The organism is Paenibacillus sinensis (genome assembly GCF_019904155.1).
Lineage (GTDB): Bacteria > Bacillota > Bacilli > Paenibacillales > Paenibacillaceae > Paenibacillus_AQ > Paenibacillus_AQ sinensis.
The window spans coordinates 1-19469 of record NZ_JAHCMB010000193.1 but is presented as its reverse complement, the minus strand read 5'-3'; the positions used below and the strand labels follow the sequence as shown (position 1 = coordinate 19469).

The window sequence follows — 19469 nt, the reverse complement described above, 5'->3', positions numbered from 1 at the left end:
AGGACTCATTCCCATGCCGTTTTGGTTCCAATTTCTATTGTCGTTCTTGTCTTTGAGCTAAACTTAATGACATTGCCTTCAAGAGACGCTCTTTTTTTATGCCCTGCCATTGCCATCGCTTGCCTTGAAAACGAAATCACTTTTATACTGATTTTACTCTTGAGGCGGGAGGCGATGGCAGTTGAAAATAAAGAGTAAAGTTGCGTATATTCCATTAATTCTGCAATGGACGCTGAATGCATCGCTTGTCGTGCTGGCGGTCATACTGGTTGTGCTACTTGGCAAGGAAACCTATCTGATCTTCGGTTTCATCAATGACGGCGGTCATCTTACCAAACTGGAGCTGCTGGAAGCGCTGCTGATCTATTTCCTGTACTTCGAGTTTATTGCGCTGATCATCAAATATTTTGAAGCTCATTACCATTTCCCGCTGCGTTATTTCGTCTATATCGGCATTACGGCCATCATCCGGCTGATTATTATTGATCATGAGACGCCTATGGATACGCTGCTCTATGCCGGAGCGATCCTGGTTCTGGTCATTACACTCTACATCGCCAACAGCAAGCTGCTTAAGCGGGAGAGCTAGCACGAGGCATGTAACACGTTATCCGTCGGCCGCTGCGCCTGCGTCAATTGTCTGCTCATTCAGCGCCTGTAGGGGCTGCCTTCACGGAGTCGTTGCTCCTGACAAGGCGGCCCATTCCTTGAACATGGCGTAATCCTTCTCAACCTGATCTCCATAGACCACCGCCCAGCGTGAGATGAAGCGGGAGATTCCGTCATGGTCTTCGCCCATCGCTGCGGCGATTTCGCGCTCGCTATGGTAGGGGAGAAGCCCGTTTGTCACATCGGAGTCGGCTCTGGCATGCATTTTGGCGGTCAGCCGGGCCATGAGCGTGAGCGTCTTCTCCATATCCTGGAGCGATTCCAGATCGGTCAGGCGGAGCCCTTTTTTATAAGGGGAACGCTCCCTGACGTAGAAGTGCCGCTCTCCCATGGTCAGAAATCCGAGATAAGGATCGGCCTTGTGGTGCATGGCCTGCTGCGTCGCCGTCACCCGCTTGCCCTGATGCCCGAAGAAGTCCCAGAACGATTCCAAATAGGGCAGAAAATAGGCCGGTATCGGGACACGAACCTCTTTGGCCTCTAGCACCGTATCTTCCGCGCCTTTATGGCTCTGGCCCTCGATCAGAATATAATAGCGCTTCAGTCCGATCGAAGCCGTGCCGGAGCCTTCTTTTACCGCAACATCCTTGATGGTATAGTGCTCCTGGGACGATTTCCGCGAATTAAGGGTTTGCAGGTAGAAAGACCAGGCCCGCTCAAGGTCGGCACGTTCCCCGGCTTCCGGCTCCCGCAGTTCGTCGTTCTCCAGAAAGATCCGGCCCTCCTGCTTGAAGGAAGTCACCTTGTCCAGAAAATGTCCGCCCTGACGCTTCTCCAGCTTGCGCAGCAGCTTTTTGACCGGTCCCTTGGCTTCGTTCTCGTTCACGACATATTTTCCCGGATCTTCCTTGTCTCCGCAAAAAGCGGTTATCCTCTCATGGTACTCGGCGACATAGCCCTCCACGCATTTCCGTTGCTCCTCCGGCGTATACCCCAGCTCCCGGCACACCAGTACGATGCTCACCGACATGCGGATCAGATCATATAGATAGGAGCCCAGATAGCCCTCGTCAAAATCGTTGACGTCATAGACCAGCTCACCGTCTTCATTCCGGAAGGCCCCGAAGTTCTCGAAATGGAGGTCGCCCTGAATCCAGGTCGGACGCTCGGGAGAGGAGTGATACGGGAAGTACTGGCGCTGGCAGTCAAAGTAGAAGAGGTAGGCGCTTCCCCGGAAAAAAGAGAAGGGGCTGAGACTCATTTTGGCGTATTTTTCAGCCCGTCTGGCGTCGTCCAGCTTCATGAGATCACGATCAAACTCTTCAAAAATGGAGATCAGCGTATTCCTTCGGAGCTTCGTTCGGGTTCGAATGATCCCCTCGGTGATCTGTCTGTCAATCATGCCTGGCCCCCTTCCTGGTGGTCAATCTGTTCATCTATCGTAACCTGATTGGACCTGGATCGCAAAATCGCAAAGCGTTAGGAGCCATGTTGGCTTGTTGGCTGCCGGGAGAAGGTTATCCTTGCTGATGTGCCTGAATGATTGGTTGATTGCGGATAAAAAAAGCCGCGGATGCTGTTCGTTGCAGCATTGCGCGGCTTGAAGGCGCTACAGAACTTCCTTCTCTCGTATTTGCGGCAGGCAGATAGGGGAGGAAGGGAGCTTAATGTTTGCCGCTAACCAGCATCGAAAAAGCTTGCGCCGCCTCTCCGGGGCTTGCTGCGCCGGCAATGGCCGAAATGACCGATACGCCGTCCGCCCCGGCTTCAAGAACGGGCGCGGCGTTATTCGCCGTAATTCCGCCGATACCGACGAGCGGAATATCAATGCCCGCTCTGCGGAGGTCCGAGATCAGAATCGTGCCCTGTACGAGGCGGGCGTCATCCTTGGACGATGTCGGGTAGATCGGGCCGATCCCGAGATAGTCGGCGCCGTCGGCGATGGCCTGCGACGCCTCCTCCGGCGTGTGTGCGGAGACGCCGATGATTTTGCCGCTGCCGAGCCGTTCCCGCAACAGGCGGGCCGGCTCGTCGTCCTGGCCGACGTGTACGCCGTCGGCATTCAGCTCGATTGCCAGGTCGATGTCATCGTTGACTAGGAACGGGACGCCATGCGACCGGCAGATGCCTTGAAGCTCGCGGGCCAGGGCGGTCTTGGCGCTGCCTTCCAGCGAGCCCGGCCCTTTTTCACGGAATTGAAAGATCGTCACGCCGCCTGAAATCGCTTCGCTTAAGATTTCAGCAGGCGGACGCTTGCAGTTGACGCTGCCCAGAATCAGGTATACGCCAAGCATTGTGCGAATCTTCCCGGACTCCAAACGCTGTGCCGGTTGATTAGTCATGATCATTCACTCCTTCTGTCCGAAGTCTCCGCATATAGGCAAAATGGTTCGTCGGACCGTGTCCCGAACCGATGCCAATTCCGTCTTCGATTGCAGCCCGGATAAAGGCTTTGGCAGTCTTCACCGCTTCACCGGTTGTCCGCCCCTTGGCAAGCTCCGCAGTCAGTGCAGACGAATAGGTGCAGCCGGTGCCATGGGTATGCGGGGTGTCGACTCGCGGGCTTTCAATATAGGTGAATTCCTTGCCATCATACAGGATATCCGTAACGGCTCCCGGCTCAGCGCTGTGGCCGCCCTTGACGATGACGTTCTGTGAGCCCATTTCCGCGATCCGGCGGGCCGCTTCTTTGCAATCCTCAAGTCCCGCAATAGTCATACCGGCGATGATCTCCGCCTCCGGAATGTTCGGAGTTGTCACCAATGCAAGCGGAAGCAGATGCCGGGTCAGAGCCTGGACCGCTTCCTGCAGCAGCAGGGGAGAGCCACCTTTTGCGACCATAACGGGATCGACTACGAGGTTCTTCCAGCCGTAGTGGCGGATTTTGTCCGAGACGATGCGGATAATTTCGCTGCTGAACAGCATGCCGGTCTTCACAGCGTCAGGCGTCAGGTCCTCGCCGATGGAATCGAGCTGTTGAGTAACTGCGGCGGCATCCAGCGGATAGACGCCTTGAACCCCAAGCGTGTTCTGCGCGGTGACGGCCGTCAGGACGGACATGCCGTACACGCCAAGCTCCTGAAAGGTCTTCAGGTCGGCCTGGATACCGGCCCCGCCGCCGCTGTCCGAGCCCGCGATGGTGAGTGCTTTGTAAACCTTCATGATGAAAGCTCCTTTCCAGGGTGATGATTGGTTTTGCCTGATTGTAGGGCATAGCTAAGGATTGCAGGTTCATTACATAACAAGGAGTGAGCGAACTGCGTATTTGTACAATAATCGCCGTATCTCTTGCCGCCGCTCTGCTGCTAGGCGATCCCGCAGCAGCCGCTTGGCAGCCTGAAGCTTCTTCGCCGATCTGGGAAGCAACAGGCGGGAAGAGGCTGCCGGAGGATCATGGCACCAGACTGATGCTGACTCTGCTGTATCCGCACATTCAAGCCGAATTGAAGCGGTGCTACAAGGACACGAAACATCCGGAGGTGCAGTTCGCCCCGTTTCTTCCGGGCACGTCCATCGTGAAGATGGAATACGAATCCTCAGGCATCGACCTGACGCTTCTTGTGCATCCCTATGTGGGTCCCCATCTGACAGTGGGGGAGGATGAACTGGACTTCCGGATCGACAATACCGGACAAGTCACCGCTCTAGGCTGCAGGCATCTGCGCGACTATCCGCTTCCCTGGAATTACGCCGGTTCTCCGGGTAATGGATGGGCGACAGTGTGTGGATTGGTTCCTTAGTCACCAGATGAGATTGATGGAAATGCGGCGATTGCTGGACACTGATTGCAGAAAGTGAATTGCCGGACGTGGGTCAAGCTTTCCAATCGCTTAGGCTTCCTTGATTTTGGACAGCTCCGCATATCGCTCGGGCGTCAGAACCGAGAGCTGGTTCAGGAATTCGATCTGGAAGCTTCCCGGTCCCTGAGCGGCTGTCTTCTCAGCCGCGATTTCCGCAGCGACGCCATAGAAGGAAATGGCTTCAGCCGCTGCCTCCAGCTTCTGCTCGCCAGCGACAGCAAGGAATGCCGCGACGACGGAGCTGAGCAGGCAGCCCGTTCCCGTCACCTTGGTCAGAATCGGGTGGCCGTTGGCGGCAATATAAGTCGTCTTGCCGTCTGTAATGACATCTTCGGCTCCGGTCACGATGACGATGCAGTCCAGCTGCTTCGCGGCTTTGCTGGCGATGGCGACGACATCGCCCTCGCCCGACCCGGCATCAACGCCCTTGCTGGACCATTTCTCGCCGATCACATTGGCTACTTCGGCAACATTTCCCCGCAGTGCCGTAATCTTGATCTCGGAGGTGAGGCGGTGTGTAACCTCGGTCCGGTAGGCGGTTGCGCCCGCTCCGACAGGATCAAGCACTAGCGGCACGCCGTGCGCATTGGCGGACTTACCGGCCAGCAGCATCGACTTGATCGCATGTTCGTTCAGGGTGCCGATGTTAATGAGGACTGCACCGGACATGGCGGCAACATCGGCCACTTCCTCATGGGCATCCGCCATGAACGGCGAAGCACCAAGCGAGAGCAGTCCGTTGGCAGTGAAGTTGGTCACGACAATATTCGTAATGTTGTGAATAAGGGGGTTGCTGTCCCGAAGCTTTTGGATAAAAGACATTTCCGATTCCTCCCTGGATTATAAATTGATAAAAGCGTCTTCCGCCTTGATATCTTCCTTCAACAGACCGCTGTCGATCAGCCACTGGCGCACCTTGTCCCAGCTTGCCGGGTCCTGGGTTCCGAACGGCTCACTGCCGGCATCCATCAGGGGAAGCAGAATGCTCAGACTCTGCTTCTCGATATCGGCGTCGAGCGGAGCCGTCTTGTCCTCATGCTTCATCAGGATCGACAGCGCCTCGTCCGGGTGCTCCTGAACGAACTTCTGGCCTTCGCGAATCGCCGTGAGGAACTTCGCGAACTCATCACGGTGCTTCCCGATTCCCTCATCGCTGGCAACGAGCACCAGCTCCGAGTAGTCTGGCACGCCGTAATCCGCCGGATTAATGGATACGACCGGATGGCCCTCTTTTTGCAGCAGAAGCTGCTCATGATTGATGAATCCGCCCATGATCGCATCCGTCTGTCCGGTCGAGACGGCAGGAATCAGGTCATAACCCACATCGACGAACTGCACTTTGGCCGGATCACCGCCGTCTGCTTTGACCATCGTCTTCACGGCCTCTTCATATAACGGGATGGAGGAATAGCCGACCGTTTTGCCTTCTAGATCCTTCGGCGTCTTGATGGAGCCGCCTTCCGGGGCCATCAGATGGGCGAGTGGATGACGGACGATGGACGCCAGGGATTTGACCGGGATCTGCTCACCGCGCGCCAATAGCACCTGGGGCTGGTAGCTAAGGGCGAGATCGATTTTGCCGGCCGCCGCAAGCTTCAGCGCATCGTTTGTGTCCGCAGGCATCTGGATGTCAACGTCGAGTCCCTGTGCGGCGAAATAGCCTTGATCCTGAGCGGCATACAGGAATGAATGCACAGCGTTCGGATACCAGTCAAGCATCAGCGTCAGCTTGGATGCAGATGCAGATGCAGATGTGTTCGAAGCTTCCTCTGCCGGCTGGGAAGATGCAGCGAGAGAAGGAGACCCGGAAGATGTGTTCGAAGCCGATTGGCCGCAGGCGGCCGTCAGCAGAAGCAGGGACAGCGCCGGAAGAAACGCCCAGCGCCTGATCAGCGACAAGGGTTTGGATGGAATAGATCGAGTTACAGAGTTCATTGCAGAGATCCTCTTTTCCTTAAGATTAGAAATTCAAGCAGGCGAACGGCAAGGAAGAGTACAAGGCCCATTGCGGACAGCAGGAAGATGGCCGCGAACATTTCGGCGCTGTGTAGGCTGCCCGCCATGCGGCGGCTGTAATAGCCGAGTCCTACAGTGCCTCCGAGCCATTCGCCGATGGTTGCGCCGATGACGCAGTAGACGACGCACAGGCGAAGACCCGAGAAGAAGGAGGGCAGCGCCAGCGGGATGCCGACCTTCAGCAGCAGCTGACGGTGGCTGGCGCCCATAGTGAGCAGGAGGTCGCGGTAACCGCCGCCGCTGCGGCGCAGCCCGTCGTACACGCCGACGACGATAGGGAAGAAGGCGGTCAGGAAGACGACCGCGACCTTGCTCCACATCGAGTAGCCGAACCACATGATGAAGAGCGGCGACAGCGCGATGAGCGGAATCGTCTGGCTGATGACGATGAACGGGTACAACGCTTGTTCCACCATGCGGGAGAGATGCATGGCTGTTCCGAGCAGGATGCCGCCGAGGACGGACAGCAGGCAGCCGATCACCGTCTCTGTGAGCGTCGCGGGAAGATGCGTGCGAAGCAGCAGTCCGGCGTTATCCCGTAGCGCGAACCAGACAGAGCTAGGCGCAGGCAGAATAAAAGGCGGTACATGGCCAGTGCGAACGGCTCCTTCCCAGAGGGCCGCAATCAGGATGAGCAGCAGCAGGAACGGGCCATAACGGGTCAGTGTTTTGCTAAACGAGGCGGGATTCATACAGCCTCCGTTCCAGTTCGGCTCGCATGGCGACGAAGCCGGGCTCATAATTCGACTGCAGGCTGCGCGGCCTTGGCATTCCGACCGCAAACTCCTGGAGCGGGCCATCGCTTCCCCTTGGCATCAGCAGCACCCGGTCGCTGAGGAGCAGGGCTTCCTCCAGGTCATGCGTAATGAAGAGGGCGGACCGTCCAAGTCCGTCCCACAGCTCCAGCAGCCAGCGGTGCATGTCCCGCTTGGTGATGGCGTCGAGCGCGCCGAACGGCTCGTCGAGCAGGAGCAGTTCCCCTTCGCACAGAAGTGTGCGAAGGAAGGCCGCGCGCTGGCGCATGCCGCCGGACAGCTCGTGGGGATATGCCCTCTCGCTTCCGGCAAGGCCGAAGCGCTGCAGCATGTCCCGCACATGGGCAATGGCGGCGGCATCCGCCTTGCCCTTGATCTCCAGCGGCAGCAGGCAGTTGTCCTGCACGCTGCGCCAGGGCAGCAGCAGATCCTGCTGGGGCATGTAGGCGGCCTTGCCGAGTCGGCTGCACTCGGAAGTCTGGCCCTGCAGCCGGATGCTACCCCCGGTCTGCTGCAAGAGACCGGCGATGATTTTGAACAGCGTGCTTTTGCCGCAGCCGCTTGCTCCGACAATGCTGACGAACTCGCCTCGCCGGACGCTCATCGACAGCTCCGAGAAGAGCGGCGGCTGCCCGGGAAAGGCGAAGCTCAGCCCGTTCAGCTCCAGAAGTTCGTCCATATAGCCTTTCGCTCCTTTCCGGTTACTCCATCTGATCTGATCACTCTCAATGAACGAACAAAGACCCGCCCATTTCCGGAAGGAAATGAACGGGTCTTTAACAAGTTATGCCGATGTTGCAGGAGTCTGCATGGCTTGAAATGTAAGGTCCTGACGTTCACTTCCCTCCGCTGGTATAATCCAGATCAGGTTCCAAGGGTCTAAAAGCAAAGGCTTTCGTCTCAGTCCAATTGACTCCCCTAGTGAAATGCGGTCTTATTCGGTTGTGATTGTGTTTTACTATAACATACCTTATGCCCGGGTCTCAATGAAGGATTTTCGAGCAAACCAAAAAGCCGACCCCCCACACACCATGCTGGGAATCGGCTTTCCGCTTCTTTTTGGAACAAAAGCCTCAATTATGCTGCGGCATTACTTCGGCTGATGCTCTTTCAAATACTCCAGCGCGTTGTAGAGCATAACGGCCGCTTCCGCGCGGGTGATCTTCTCCTTCGGATGGAAAGCTCCGCTCGAATCCAGCGTATTGACTTTGTAAGTCAGCGAGCGTTGGATTGCGCCCTGGTAGGACGCGGTAAGCTGATCCTCATCGGAAATATCGACAGGCTTGATATTGATCATCGGCAGTCCACCGGCTTGCTCCATGCCCTGGATTAAGTAGAAGGTGAACTGTTCCTTGGTCAGCGGCGCCTTGGGATCAAGATCGGAAGGCAGCTCTACATGATTATAGTGCGCATTGATAAAAGCCTGGGCATACCACGCGCTGTTCGGCACTTTGGCGAACAAGTCGCTGGCCTCCGGAGCCTTCACGAAATCAATGGCCGCCAGGCTGAGCTGGAAGCCGCCCGAAATCAGCTGGACGCCTTCGGCTGTCGTCAATGCCTGATCAGGCTTGAACTGGGAGGCTGTCAGGCCTTGAACGAAGCCTCTGTCATGCAGGCTCTCGATTTTATCCTTATCCTTCGTTGCTCCAAGATCGGAGAATTGGCTTCCGGCTGCGAAGCCCGAGCCTCCGATTGAAGCGGAAATCAATGCACTGATCGCAAGTGCCGCGAGTACATGTCTAGTTGATAGCATTTCCTGCACCTCCAGTAGAGTACGGCCTTGCCGGCCGCCATCACTCTCTAAACGGAAGTGTCGTGGAAAATGTTGCTGATTTGTCCACTGCTCAGACTTTACGTTGAGTTTTTCTATTATTATTGATTTGAACCTGCTGTGTGGATTAAGGCAAAATACTCACTTACGTAAGTGGTGATTGGATCAGCGTGGCGAAATTGAAGGGATGCGTGTGTCCGTCGATTAAGGTCGTTCGTCCGGTTACAAAATGCACATGCTTGCCATTGCCGACGGGAATCGCCGGTCCGGTTCTGATTTTTTTCAGCTTGTGAAAATGATCCAGGAAATCCGTTCGGTCAACTTCGATTTCATGGACATGACTCTTGCCAGCCCGGATGGCTTGCCCGGTTACGCCTGCGAAGCGGTGATTGTGCCGGTCAGGGCCTTCCTCGGCCAGCTTTGTGCTGCCTTCAAACTCATGCACATGTCTTTGCGTCTTGGTAGTACCAGTACCAGTCGTTGTCTTCTTCACGGTATGACGTTTCTTCTTCACCCGCTGAAACCTCCCAATAATGATGTATTTCCCAACATCTTATTGATGGTGCTGCGGTTATGCGCTGGGCATCTGACAGAGGGCGGAGATTAATTTCATCGGAACAAGAGAGCGCCGTTTACGGTTGTTAATATTCTATACAGCAATTGGAACAACGGTCCGTTCCCGAAGCGTCAACCAGAGCGGTCACGTCTCTCCCGGTAAAAAACAAAGCCGTTCCAAGCAGCCATTTCATGGCTTATGGAACAGCCTCAAGCACGGGGCCTTCGTGATTATGCTCGGATGTTGATCGAAACGGGTATCGCCCCAGACTTTTTCGTTCAAGATTTATCCCGTGACTGGATTCGACGAATCAATTATTCGATTACCCGGAATAACAAATTCCGATAGGGGTAACGCGAGTCGCGGAATTTGAACTTCATGGCGATGCCCGACTCCTCAAGCGTTACGGTTCTCAGTGCTGGGGTCCGGACAAGGCTTCTGACCATCCGGTTAACCGCCTTCCGGTCGCTTCGCCGGATGCCGAGGGCTATAGCCGCAGCGTAATTCCGGTTCACCGCAAGCTCTCGATAGAACGGAAAGACGGCTCTCGCGATTCGCCGGTGAACGGCGGTGCTGAATGTGAACTGGACCATGCCGGGCGGAATGGTTGTGCCGTTCGAATACACGCACTGATAGAGCGGGAAATCGAAATCCACAAAATAGCCGATACCGTTCGTCCCGTATCCTTGCTTGGCTGCCAGAGGAGAGCACAGCTTCAGCAGCTCTCCCATAAGATCCAGATCGGCATTGACAATGGAGCGGGTCCAACTCTCCGCGAAGACGCGGCTGGTTGCGACTGAGCGGTACAACGGCACCATACCGGCTGCGACGCAAGACAGCATCTCTGCCGTTACCGCCGTATTGAATTTCTTGGTTGCCTGTTGCCGCTGCATTCAGTATTCCCCCTTATAATCGGAGCCTTTCAGCCTTTCTATAAGTATATGAAGCAGCCCGGCGGCCGTGTGGGCATACGCTCACTTCAGGGGGATGAATATGCGTATCCTCATCCGGTCCGGATAGACAGAATGCATAACGTCCGTAATTTCAAAATCCGGTCCGTCCCCGCGAGTATAATTGGAGCCTGGCAGCCAACAGGCGTAGATGAAGTTTCGGGTTCGTTCCACCAGATCGGCCGGGCCAAAGGCTTTGAATTCTGCATAAGTCCCTGCTGGCAGCTCAATCTTCACATAACCCTTCTCCGCAGGAACAGCTGCTTCGTCACAGAGCTCTCCGACGACAAATGAGAAGCCGCCGTCATCCAGGAAGCCGCAAGCTACACCGTATGCCAGGTCCGGCGCGAGACGGCCCGGAATAAGGCTGAAACGCCCCTTCCGGCCAAAATCATCATAAAATCCGGGAATCTCACGATAATGCCGGCCCTCGTTCAGATGTGTGGGATATTCATAACCGATTACGAACTTGCGCTCCAGCCGTACGATGTCCGGACGGCTTACACCATGATCGCTTGGAGTTCTGTGTTCCAGTCCGATGAAAGATATCGGATCAAGCCCGCTGAAAGAGGCGGGTGTCTGGCGGAACTTCCCGGGTGTCTGACCGGTATAGCTTTCAAAAGCCCGCGTAAAGGCTTCCTGGGATTGATATCCCGCGTTCAGCGCAATCGGCAGAATGCCTTCCGCTGTACTGAGCAGCAGCCTGCCCGCCTCGGTTAATCTGCGTTTGCGTATGTATTCCTGTACACTGAAGCCCGATATCGCCTGAAACATACGCTGGAAATGAAACGAAGAATATCCGGCTGCCGCCGCGATTTCACGGATTGGGAGTTCTTGTTGAAGTTGCTGTTCGATAAGGTTGACTGCGTTTTGGATATGCCCGTATGCGTTCATGGGATATTCCTTTCTGCGGACATCTCCGCCTGGGATGAGTCAAGTATAATCAAGCGTTCACACCAAGTTTTGATTTGCAGTGCGCAATTGTTTGATTTCGCCGGTTTCTCTTTCCTTTTTGTGGCTCATTTGATATGCTTATTATAATTATTCTAATTAAGCTATAGAAAAATCGACAGTCGGCATATTCTAGCGGTCAAGACTGGCAATCTCCGGCAGGAGCAGCAGGTCTTCACCAACCGGGAAGGGAGAGGTTCTCATGGATGCAATGGACAAAATCGCCCAGCAATTTGCCGCTCACAACTATAAACTGACTTCACAGCGCGAGGCAATCGCCAAGGTGCTGCTTGAGAATGAACGGGATCATTTGAGCGTGGAAGAGGTTTATATGCTCGTTAAAGGCAAATATCCGCAGCTCGGACTGGCGACGGTATACCGTACGCTGGAACTGCTCTGCGAGCTTCATATTGTGGAGAGAATGAACTTCGGAGACGGTGTCTCCAGATACGATCTGCGCACTGAAGGCCATGATCATATGCACCATCACCTGATCTGCCAGTCATGCGGCAAAGTGGCCGAGATCAAGGATGATTGGCTTGAAGAGCTTGAGAGCAAGCTGATGAAGGAATACGGGTTCACCGTTACCGATCACCGTCTGGACTTTAAGGGCACGTACCGGGTCTGCACGGGAACGGGCTGCAAGAAGGAGAAGAGCAGCATGGCGGCGGTGTAACGTCCATCAGCATTACCAACACACAAAGGAGCGTTCCGGGTATCCGGATGACGCTCCTTTTTTGCTTTTTTTATAGATCAAAATCTCATCAAGCAGGACTTCGGGGTTCTTAACCCCGGCTGTTCGGCACAAAAGACCGGATCCAGCTTCCGAAGCTGCCCGGATTCCGGCTCTGGACGAGCACGACGCCTTCGCCCCGGAAACGGCAGACGAGCGCCTCACCGCTTGTCAAGCTGGAGAACCAGCCGGAGGCCGCTTTTTCAATCTTGTAATTCATATAGTCCGGCCAGGCGACCAGGTGACCGTTGTCGATGATCATCTCTTCTCCGGGGCCGAGATTGATGGCGTGAATTGCCCCGAATGAGGAGAGGAAGACAGTTCCCCGGCCGCTGATCTCCACAATGAAGAAGCCTTCGCCGGAGAAAAGTCCACGCGCCAGATTCTGCATCTTCGTATTGACCTGAATGCCCTGCGTGCCTGCCAGAAAGCCGTCTTTTTGAACGCACAGCCGATAGGAGCCATCCAGCTCAATTGCCTGAATATCCCCCATCGACCCCGGCGAGAGCAGCACCTCGCTTTGCCCGCGGACAGCGGTCAGCTCCTGGAAGAAGAATTTCTCGCCGCTCAGCATCCGGCCAAGCCCTCTCATAATGCCGCCGTCCACCGTGCCTCGCAGCTCGACGTTCGGTGACATCGCCACCATCGCGCCCATTTCGGCCTTGACGCTCTCTCCCGACTCCAGATGCACCTTCAGCATGGCAAATGCGCCTTCATACAAAATATCGTACCTCAACTGATATCCCTCCATAGTGCTTTCTCGTATTCTTGCTGTAAGAATGAGAATAAATAATAGACTTGGAAATAAGTATAGTATGGAAGGCGGAAAAACCCAAACAGTGAATTCGTTGCCACCGGAGTTTCAGGTTCGCGCTGTAGGCCACACCTGTTAGGCGTTCGTTTATTTAAAGGGATATGCGGTTATAAAAGATTACATAGGCGAAGCCATCACGATCGCCATGATGCTATTACATTCCTGGAAGCGAGGTGCGACACCATGAAGATCCATCAGCGCGACCACAGCAGCAAGCACCCGGCTCAACTCCTTACTGTGATACTCGCAGTTTTGACGGCGGTTATCCTGACGATTGGAGGACAGACGGTCTTGGCAGAGCCGACTGCCATTCATGTGCCGGGGTATGAGAAATCGGCCGCAGGCGGGCTGACCTCCGCTGTGAAGAAGCAGGCTTACGGTCTCTATGAGGGACTGGCCGACGGACATACGGTCGAAATATCCGTCTATGGCGAGCCGGTTGATCTGCAGTTCAGCGAAGCGCTGGAGCCTCGTCTGAACAGCCTTGAGGAAGGGTCCAAGGTCAAGTTCACCTATACGGAGCAGCGGGTAAAAGGAGACGACATCGTACGTGTCCGCAAGCTGCTGTCGATAATACAAATTGCGGAATAATAAGCAGTTCAAGAAGCGGATGCCCTTTCATCAGGAGGGGCATCCGCTTCTGATCTGTTATACGAGCGCCGGTGCATCCTTCTCCCGGCTGTGCGCGCGGAACTGCTTCGGGGACATGCCGAACCTTTTGCGGAACTGCCGGTGGAAGTAGGTATAGTTCGCAAAACCGCAAGTCTCGGCAATATGCTCCAGTGGCATCGGGCTGTAGATAATCCGCTCCCGGGCCATATCGAGCCGGACCTCATTGACATACTGGACAATCGACATGCCGAAGCTCTCCTTGAACAGATGAACAGCCCGGGAGACGGAGATTTCGGCATGAGCGGCAACCTCCTGAAGGCGGAAGGGCAGCGCGGCATGCTCTTCGACGAACTGCTTCATCCGGAAGGCCAGATACCTTCTGGGCGAGGCGTTGGGCCGATCGACGGTCATCCGGTCAATTTCCATGCACAAGATCTGCAAGTAACAGCTGGAGATATCCGGCGAGTAGTCGGACAGACGGCGCTGCTCCAGAATCAGCTGGCGGAACAGGCCGAGAAACCCTTCGCTGTGCGGTATGTTCATAAGGGTGGACCGGGGACGGCTGTTCCACCATTCATCCAGCCAGACGCCTTCGCAGAAAATATGATAATCCACGCTCTCCACGCGCGGTTCTCCGTGCGGGAAGCTCTCCTTGTCGATAATCAGATGATAGGGGACGCCCGGGGCGATCAGCAGCAGCGACCCGGTCTCCATGGGAGTAATGGCTCCGTCTACAAGCGCGCTGCATTTGCCTTCTGTCTGCAGGCGCAGGAGATAATGGGGAAAGCCCTCGGCTCTGGGCATTTGGAAAGGCTTGCGGTGATGCGTAAATCCGGCGCTCAGGACGGTGCAGGGCGTATTCTTGGACATGTTCTTCCTCCAGATCACGTAGAAATAATTGCAAGCAGATTGTTCATGTTTAAATCATATTATTCATTTTATTATATACGCTTTCAGTTTAACATAATAGTAGTTCTTGAAGGAGATAAAGGGTAGAAAACAGGAGAAAACCGTCAAGAATCAACGAAAAACAGCTCCTCGTACATCCGTAGCGATAAGAAGCCGGACAGGGGAGAACTTTCGGATAATCCCTTTTGTTCAGGTTATTCATTTCATATTCAGGAGGAGACATGATGAAGATCGGATTGCAGCTCTACACCGTTAGAGAAGAACTGGCTCAAGACTTCGAAGGCACCATCCGCAAGGTCGCGGAGCTCGGATACGAGGGTGTCGAATTCTTTAATTACTTCGGCCGTACGGCCGAGCAGGTCAAGGCACTGCTGAGTGAAACAGGGCTTGAGGCCATCGGCGCGCACCGGCCTTACACGGAAGTGCTGGAGAACGGCGAAGCCGAGATCGATTACCTGCTGAGTATCGGCAGCCGGAATTTGATTGTCCCTTATCTGTCCGAAGAGCAGCGCGCGGACTGGGATGCGGTGACAGAGAATCTGAAGAAGATTGGCAACCAATGCGCGGATAAGGGAGCCGTACTCCTGTATCACAACCACGAATTTGAGCTGACCGAGAAGAAGGACGGTCAACCGGCTTTCGACTTCATGTACGGTACCGTTCCTGCGGAGCTTCTTCAGGTGGAGATGGATACTTGCTGGGTATATTACGGAGGCTACGATCCTGTTGAATATCTCGGACGTTATGCCGGCCGGACGCCGCTGATTCATCTCAAGGACATGAAGGCCCGGGAGGACGGCTCTGCAGAAACCGTCGTGCTGGGCGAAGGCGTAGTGGATCTGAAGAGCATCCTCGCCGCATCGGAGCAAGCCGGAACGGAGTGGGCAATCGTCGAGCAGGACGAATGCGCGAGAGATCCGCTTGAGAGCATTGCGGATAGTATGAAATGGTTGAAGCAACATTATATCCAAGGAGGCACTATTCATGGCTAAAACACTCAAAATCGCAATTATCGGCTGCGGCGGCATCGCTAACGGCAAGCATCTGCCGAGTCTGTCCAAGCAAACAGCTGCCGAGCTCGTCGCCTTCTGCGACATTATCGAAGAACGCGCGCAGGAAGCGGCAGAGAAGTACGGAGCCGAAGGCGCTAAAGTCTACACGGATTACAAACAGCTGCTCGCTGACGGCGGCATCGACGTCGTGCATGTATGTACGCCGAATGACAGCCACTCGGTCATTACGGTCGCTGCGCTGGAAGCGGATTGCCATGTCCTGTGCGAGAAGCCGATGGCGAAGACTTCAGCGCAGGCCCGCGAGATGCTGGAAGCCGCCAAGCGTACCGGCAAGAAGCTGTCCATTGCCTATCAGAACCGCTTCCGCAACGACAGTCAATACTTGAAGCAAATGTGCGAGAACGGGGATTTGGGCGATATTTATTACGCCCGGGCGATCGCACTCCGTCGCCGGGCCGTACCGACCTGGGGCGTGTTCCTGGATGAAGAGAAGCAGGGCGGCGGCCCTCTCATCGACATCGGAACCCATGCCCTCGACTTGACGCTGTGGCTGATGGACAATTACAAGCCGCGCAGCGTAACAGGGTCCGTCTTCCACAAGCTTGGCCAGAGGGAGAACGCCGCCAACGCATGGGGACCGTGGGACACCGAGCAGTTCAAGGTGGAGGATTCCGCCTTCGGCTTCATCACCATGGAGGACGGCGCGACGATCTCGCTGGAATCGAGCTGGGCGCTTAACGTCGCCGAATTTGGCGAAGCGAAGACGCTTCTGTGCGGAACAGAGGCGGGAGCTGATATGAAGGACGGGCTCCGGATTAACGGCGAACGCTACAGCCGCCTGTATGAGAGCCATATTGACCTCGCTGCCGGCGGAGTCGCTTTCTACTCGGGAGAGACGGAATCCGATGCCGACCGCGAAGCCCGCATGTGGCTGGAGGCTGTTCTGGAAGATAAAGAACCGCTGGTTAAGCCTGAGCAGGCCCTTGTAGTCACTGAAATTCTGGAAGCCATTTATGAATCGGCACGTACGGGACGGACGATCTATTTTGACGGCTCGAATAACTGAAATCTGACACATGAAGCAGGTCTGAAATAGAATCTCGCATAGACAACGGATAATTGGAGAGGAGAACAAGATCATATGAAACTCGGCGTATTTTTGGTGCTGTTTGGCGGTCGCAAGCTGGAAGAAGCACTCGACTATGTAGCGGAAAAAGGAGTCAAAGCGGTCGAAATTGGAACCGGCGGCAATCCCGGCAAGAGCCACTGCGATCCGCAGCAGCTCCTGGAGGACGAAAGTGCAATTAAGGCATTCAAACATGCCGTGGAATCAAGAGGCCTGATCATCAGTGCGCTCAGCTGTCACGGCAACCCGCTTCATCCGCAGAAAGAGCTGGCCCGCAAAGACCACGAGGATTTCGTCAATACAGTCAAGCTTGCGGAGAAGCTGGAGGTTCCGGTCGTCAACACCTTCTCGGGATGCCCTGGCGATCATGAAGATGCCAAGTATCCGAACTGGCCTGTTGCACCGTGGCCGAATGACTACCAGGAAGTGCTGAAATGGCAGTGGGAGAACAAAATCATCCCTTACTGGACTGAGACGGGGGCCTTCGCGAAGGAGCATGGCATCAAGATCGGGCTTGAGCTTCACGGTGGATTCTCGGTGCATACCCCGGCAACGCTGCTGCGGCTGCGCGAAGCAGCCGGTGAAGTCATCGGGGCGAACCTCGACCCGAGCCATATGTGGTGGCAGGGCATCGATCCGGTGCAGGCGGTTCATATTCTGGGCCGGGAGAATGCGATTCACCATTTCCATGCGAAGGATACGGTGATCGATCCGGTTAACGTGAACCGCTACGGACTGACGGATATGCAGACCTATGACAATATGCTGGAACGCGCCTGGCAGTTCCGGACCGTTGGCTACGGCCATGATATGAAGACCTGGTCGGACATTATCAGCGCCCTGCGTCTCGTAGGCTATGACTATGTTGTCAGCATCGAGCATGAAGACGGCTTGATGTCGATTAACGAAGGCTTCACCAAAGCGGTCGACAACCTGAATCAGGTGCTGATTCAAGAGAAGCTTGGCCAGATGTGGTGGCTGTAATCTAGGCGTTAATCCTTCTCAAGAACCCCAAGGCAGGTCCCGAAGAAATGGGGCTTGCCTTTTTTGAAGAGATACGTAACTATTGGCTGTATACTTAGCGGTAAATATGGGGTCGCAGATCGAGGAAAGTGGCAGGTGGAACGATGGAGAGCATGACAAAATCGAAACTAAACGAGGAGCAGATCCGGGAGATAACGGCAGATGTCTTCGGTGCGGGAAATGGGGCAGCTGAAATCGAGGAGCTGACAGGCGGTTATTTTAACGCTGCATACCGGGTCTTGCTTGCAGACGGCAGAGAGACCATTCTGAAGATTTCGCCTGCTGACGATACAGAGACGATGACTTATGAGCGGGGCATAATGCGGACCGAAGTGGAAACGCTTAAACTCGCACGGGAGAAGGGACTTGCGCCTGTTCCCGAAGTGTATGCGTACAACACTGGCCGCAGAGTCGTACCCAACGATTATTTCTTTATGGAGAAGGTGCGCGGGATTCCTTTCAACGAGATCCGGGAGGGAATGTCACCGGAAGCGCGGGGAGATGTCGAGCGTCAGCTAGGCCGCTACAACCGGCAAATCAATGATATGGTGGGCAGTCGCTTCGGCCTGTATCATGATCCGTTTGGCCGAACGCCCGGAACGTGGCGCGAAGCCTTTACCGGCATGATCGGCGATGTGCTGGACGATGCTGTCCGCCTGAAGGCGCCGATGCCGATCGGGCGCGGCGAATTGGAGAGGGGCATTGAAGAGCTGCTGCCGGCGCTCGATGCGGTGAAGGAGCCAAGGCTCGTCCATTGGGATCTCTGGGAGGGAAATGTCTTCGTCGAGAACGGGAAGATAACCGCCCTGATTGACTGGGAGCGGGCGCTGTGGGGCGATCCGCTGATGGAGTTCCATTTCCGCTATATTGCGGAGGAGCAGCTGCGCCGGGTTGAAGGCAATGAAGCGTTCTATGAGGGCTATGGCGGTTTTTATGAAAGCCCGAATGAGCTAGAACGCAAGAAGCTGTACGATTTGTATCTGGACCTCATTTATTTCGTCGAATGCTTCTCCCGTAAATACACGAGCGAGGATCACTTGAAATGGGCGCATAATCAGATCGTGGAGGGCTGGAAACGCTTCTCCGGCCGCTGATATAGCGGGAGATACGGATCTCCACCGCCGGATAGCGTAGGAACGGTGCTTGAATTCAGAAGCCTTATAACTGTCATGAGAACAACCAGCCCGCAAGGAGCTGGTTGTTTCATTTTGCCCGATTGTTTCATGTTTCGGTTATTTCACTTTCTCGACCTTGAACACAAATTTCCAGGTTGCCGTATTGCCCGAGTATCTTCCGCGGTTCTCAACTACCGTCACATTGACCGATTTGGTTACGGCGGAGGTGAGAGAGGAGACTTTGACGCTTGCGGACTTCGAGCCTTCATCCGGTATTTTGTCCTGCTCCTGAGCCTCGGCCTTCAGGCTGATCGTTCCGGAGGAACTTACATCTAATGTGACCGATGACCCTTCCTCAAGTTCCTTCCCGTTCACATATCCGCCCCACCACCATTCATTGCCTACATGATTATTCTCTACCAGGGTTGCGCTGACAAAAGTAACCTTGACTTTGACAGTCTTGCCCGACGCCATCACTGGCTGTGCAATCAAGACAAATGCCATCACAAGCAAAAGCGCGGCTCTGCAAATTTTTCCCTTCATTTCTCGATCCCCTCTTATCCTTGAATTTCTACCAGATTATAGCACTCATAGGTTAATAGTTCTATAGTCTCACATAATTATCACAATTATGGAAAAATAGCTCCTTAAGTAGTAGTCTATACGGATCATATGTTCCGGTTGCTAACGCAATCTAAGTCAATTCTGGTCCTTTT

General features: G+C 54.9%; 23 protein-coding genes and 1 riboswitch. Of the genes, 9 read left to right on the top strand and 14 right to left on the bottom strand.

Annotated elements, in window-relative coordinates; translation table 11 throughout:
* The coding region (locus tag KIH86_RS24405; protein ID WP_223110713.1) for a hypothetical protein at positions 1-198 on the top strand (198 nt) is incomplete at its 5' end.
* Positions 182-589, top strand: a complete 408-nt coding sequence (gene psiE, locus KIH86_RS24400) for a phosphate-starvation-inducible protein PsiE (RefSeq protein WP_223082524.1) — start codon at positions 182-184, stop codon at positions 587-589. The genes KIH86_RS24405 and psiE, both read left to right, overlap by 17 nt.
* An 81-nt stretch (positions 590-670) precedes the next feature.
* Here the strand turns inward: psiE and KIH86_RS24395 are convergent, their stop codons facing one another.
* From KIH86_RS24395 to thiD, 3 genes are all read right to left on the bottom strand, one after another.
* Positions 671-2011: a DUF2252 domain-containing protein gene (locus tag KIH86_RS24395; RefSeq protein WP_223082526.1), complete on the bottom strand. Its 1341-nt coding sequence runs from the start codon at positions 2009-2011 to the stop codon at positions 671-673.
* Between the two features lie 262 nt (positions 2012-2273).
* Entirely contained in the window at positions 2274-2951 is a 678-nt protein-coding gene (thiE, locus tag KIH86_RS24390; RefSeq protein WP_223082528.1) for a thiamine phosphate synthase, read from the bottom strand.
* Complete coding sequence (gene thiD / locus KIH86_RS24385; RefSeq protein ID WP_223082530.1) at positions 2944-3771, bottom strand: bifunctional hydroxymethylpyrimidine kinase/phosphomethylpyrimidine kinase; 828 nt, start codon at positions 3769-3771, stop codon at positions 2944-2946. The genes thiE and thiD overlap by 8 nt, the downstream gene beginning before the upstream one ends.
* Before the next feature lie 86 nt (positions 3772-3857).
* Between thiD and KIH86_RS24380 the strand changes: the two genes are divergently transcribed.
* A complete protein-coding gene (locus KIH86_RS24380) occupies positions 3858-4349 on the top strand; it encodes a DUF3888 domain-containing protein (protein WP_223082534.1) in 492 nt (163 codons plus the stop codon).
* A 90-nt stretch (positions 4350-4439) separates the two neighbouring features.
* Here the strand turns inward: KIH86_RS24380 and thiM are convergent, their stop codons facing one another.
* The 8 genes from thiM to KIH86_RS24340 all read right to left on the bottom strand — a co-directional run bounded on the left by thiM (position 4440) and on the right by KIH86_RS24340 (position 11351).
* The gene (gene thiM, locus KIH86_RS24375) at positions 4440-5231 is read right to left on the bottom strand and encodes a hydroxyethylthiazole kinase (RefSeq protein ID WP_223082536.1); all 792 of its coding nucleotides are present in this window, start codon (positions 5229-5231) and stop codon (positions 4440-4442) included.
* Between the two features lie 18 nt (positions 5232-5249).
* Positions 5250-6344 (bottom strand): ABC transporter substrate-binding protein, encoded by a 1095-nt coding sequence (locus KIH86_RS24370; protein WP_223082539.1) that lies wholly within the window; start codon positions 6342-6344, stop codon positions 5250-5252.
* Positions 6341-7117, bottom strand: a complete 777-nt coding sequence (locus KIH86_RS24365) for an ABC transporter permease (RefSeq protein ID WP_223082541.1) — start codon at positions 7115-7117, stop codon at positions 6341-6343. The genes KIH86_RS24370 and KIH86_RS24365 overlap by 4 nt, the downstream gene beginning before the upstream one ends.
* Complete coding sequence (locus KIH86_RS24360) at positions 7098-7859, bottom strand: ABC transporter ATP-binding protein (protein WP_223082544.1); 762 nt, start codon at positions 7857-7859, stop codon at positions 7098-7100. The genes KIH86_RS24365 and KIH86_RS24360 overlap by 20 nt, the downstream gene beginning before the upstream one ends.
* 145 nt (positions 7860-8004) lie before the next feature.
* Positions 8005-8110, bottom strand: a riboswitch (TPP riboswitch).
* Between the two features lie 160 nt (positions 8111-8270).
* Positions 8271-8933, bottom strand: coding sequence for an S-layer homology domain-containing protein (locus KIH86_RS24355; RefSeq protein ID WP_223082545.1), 663 nt, complete (start codon positions 8931-8933; stop codon positions 8271-8273).
* A 163-nt stretch (positions 8934-9096) separates the two neighbouring features.
* Complete coding sequence (locus tag KIH86_RS24350; protein ID WP_223082548.1) at positions 9097-9465, bottom strand: YmaF family protein; 369 nt, start codon at positions 9463-9465, stop codon at positions 9097-9099.
* A 356-nt stretch (positions 9466-9821) separates the two neighbouring features.
* Positions 9822-10400, bottom strand: coding sequence for a hypothetical protein (locus KIH86_RS24345; protein ID WP_223082551.1), 579 nt, complete (start codon positions 10398-10400; stop codon positions 9822-9824).
* Positions 10401-10481: 81 nt separating this feature from the next.
* Positions 10482-11351 (bottom strand): AraC family transcriptional regulator, encoded by an 870-nt coding sequence (locus KIH86_RS24340; RefSeq protein ID WP_223082553.1) that lies wholly within the window; start codon positions 11349-11351, stop codon positions 10482-10484.
* Between the two features lie 259 nt (positions 11352-11610).
* On the opposite strand from KIH86_RS24340, the gene KIH86_RS24335 reads away from it, so the two are divergent.
* On the top strand, positions 11611-12084 hold the full coding sequence (locus KIH86_RS24335; protein ID WP_223082556.1) for a Fur family transcriptional regulator: 474 nt from the start codon (positions 11611-11613) through the stop codon (positions 12082-12084).
* Positions 12085-12193: 109 nt separating this feature from the next.
* Here the strand turns inward: KIH86_RS24335 and KIH86_RS24330 are convergent, their stop codons facing one another.
* On the bottom strand, positions 12194-12877 hold the full coding sequence (locus tag KIH86_RS24330) for a TIGR00266 family protein (protein WP_223082559.1): 684 nt from the start codon (positions 12875-12877) through the stop codon (positions 12194-12196).
* Between the two features lie 261 nt (positions 12878-13138).
* Between KIH86_RS24330 and KIH86_RS24325 the strand changes: the two genes are divergently transcribed.
* On the top strand, positions 13139-13546 hold the full coding sequence (locus KIH86_RS24325) for a hypothetical protein (protein WP_223082562.1): 408 nt from the start codon (positions 13139-13141) through the stop codon (positions 13544-13546).
* A gap of 57 nt (positions 13547-13603) precedes the next feature.
* Here the strand turns inward: KIH86_RS24325 and KIH86_RS24320 are convergent, their stop codons facing one another.
* A complete protein-coding gene (locus tag KIH86_RS24320; RefSeq protein ID WP_223082564.1) occupies positions 13604-14437 on the bottom strand; it encodes an AraC family transcriptional regulator in 834 nt (277 codons plus the stop codon).
* 260 nt (positions 14438-14697) lie between these two features.
* On the opposite strand from KIH86_RS24320, the gene KIH86_RS24315 reads away from it, so the two are divergent.
* From KIH86_RS24315 to KIH86_RS24300, 4 genes are all read left to right on the top strand, one after another.
* Positions 14698-15468, top strand: a complete 771-nt coding sequence (locus KIH86_RS24315) for a sugar phosphate isomerase/epimerase family protein (RefSeq protein ID WP_223082566.1) — start codon at positions 14698-14700, stop codon at positions 15466-15468.
* Positions 15461-16555: a Gfo/Idh/MocA family protein gene (locus KIH86_RS24310; RefSeq protein ID WP_223082567.1), complete on the top strand. Its 1095-nt coding sequence runs from the start codon at positions 15461-15463 to the stop codon at positions 16553-16555. The genes KIH86_RS24315 and KIH86_RS24310 overlap by 8 nt, the downstream gene beginning before the upstream one ends.
* 75 nt (positions 16556-16630) lie before the next feature.
* A complete protein-coding gene (locus tag KIH86_RS24305; protein WP_223082569.1) occupies positions 16631-17599 on the top strand; it encodes a sugar phosphate isomerase/epimerase family protein in 969 nt (322 codons plus the stop codon).
* A gap of 152 nt (positions 17600-17751) precedes the next feature.
* Entirely contained in the window at positions 17752-18732 is a 981-nt protein-coding gene (locus KIH86_RS24300; protein WP_235775578.1) for a phosphotransferase family protein, read from the top strand.
* Between the two features lie 138 nt (positions 18733-18870).
* Here KIH86_RS24300 and KIH86_RS24295 read toward each other — a convergent pair whose 3' ends face one another.
* Positions 18871-19296 carry a hypothetical protein gene (locus KIH86_RS24295; protein ID WP_223082574.1) on the bottom strand — a complete coding sequence of 142 codons (426 nt, stop codon included), beginning with the start codon at positions 19294-19296 and terminating at the stop codon, positions 18871-18873.
* Positions 19297-19469 lie beyond the last annotated feature (173 nt).

Bases quoted from the DNA above. Each gene is read 5' to 3' on its own strand.
- KIH86_RS24360 (WP_223082544.1), bottom strand. From the start codon at position 7,859: ATGGACGAACTTCTGGAGCTGAACGGGCTGAGCTTCGCCTTTCCCGGG.
- KIH86_RS24315 (WP_223082566.1), top strand. From the start codon at position 14,698: ATGATGAAGATCGGATTGCAGCTCTACACCGTTAGAGAAGAACTGGCT.
- KIH86_RS24305 (WP_223082569.1), top strand. From the start codon at position 16,631: ATGAAACTCGGCGTATTTTTGGTGCTGTTTGGCGGTCGCAAGCTGGAA.
- KIH86_RS24335 (WP_223082556.1), top strand. From the start codon at position 11,611: ATGGATGCAATGGACAAAATCGCCCAGCAATTTGCCGCTCACAACTAT.
- thiM (WP_223082536.1), bottom strand. From the start codon at position 5,231: ATGTCTTTTATCCAAAAGCTTCGGGACAGCAACCCCCTTATTCACAAC.
- KIH86_RS24395 (WP_223082526.1), bottom strand. From the start codon at position 2,011: ATGATTGACAGACAGATCACCGAGGGGATCATTCGAACCCGAACGAAG.
- KIH86_RS24310 (WP_223082567.1), top strand. From the start codon at position 15,461: ATGGCTAAAACACTCAAAATCGCAATTATCGGCTGCGGCGGCATCGCT.
- KIH86_RS24370 (WP_223082539.1), bottom strand. From the start codon at position 6,344: ATGAACTCTGTAACTCGATCTATTCCATCCAAACCCTTGTCGCTGATC.
- KIH86_RS24300 (WP_235775578.1), top strand. From the start codon at position 17,752: ATGACAAAATCGAAACTAAACGAGGAGCAGATCCGGGAGATAACGGCA.
- thiE (WP_223082528.1), bottom strand. From the start codon at position 2,951: ATGACTAATCAACCGGCACAGCGTTTGGAGTCCGGGAAGATTCGCACA.
- KIH86_RS24320 (WP_223082564.1), bottom strand. From the start codon at position 14,437: ATGTCCAAGAATACGCCCTGCACCGTCCTGAGCGCCGGATTTACGCAT.
- KIH86_RS24345 (WP_223082551.1), bottom strand. From the start codon at position 10,400: ATGCAGCGGCAACAGGCAACCAAGAAATTCAATACGGCGGTAACGGCA.
- KIH86_RS24355 (WP_223082545.1), bottom strand. From the start codon at position 8,933: ATGCTATCAACTAGACATGTACTCGCGGCACTTGCGATCAGTGCATTG.
- KIH86_RS24365 (WP_223082541.1), bottom strand. From the start codon at position 7,117: ATGAATCCCGCCTCGTTTAGCAAAACACTGACCCGTTATGGCCCGTTC.
- KIH86_RS24325 (WP_223082562.1), top strand. From the start codon at position 13,139: ATGAAGATCCATCAGCGCGACCACAGCAGCAAGCACCCGGCTCAACTC.
- KIH86_RS24340 (WP_223082553.1), bottom strand. From the start codon at position 11,351: ATGAACGCATACGGGCATATCCAAAACGCAGTCAACCTTATCGAACAG.
- KIH86_RS24295 (WP_223082574.1), bottom strand. From the start codon at position 19,296: ATGAAGGGAAAAATTTGCAGAGCCGCGCTTTTGCTTGTGATGGCATTT.
- thiD (WP_223082530.1), bottom strand. From the start codon at position 3,771: ATGAAGGTTTACAAAGCACTCACCATCGCGGGCTCGGACAGCGGCGGC.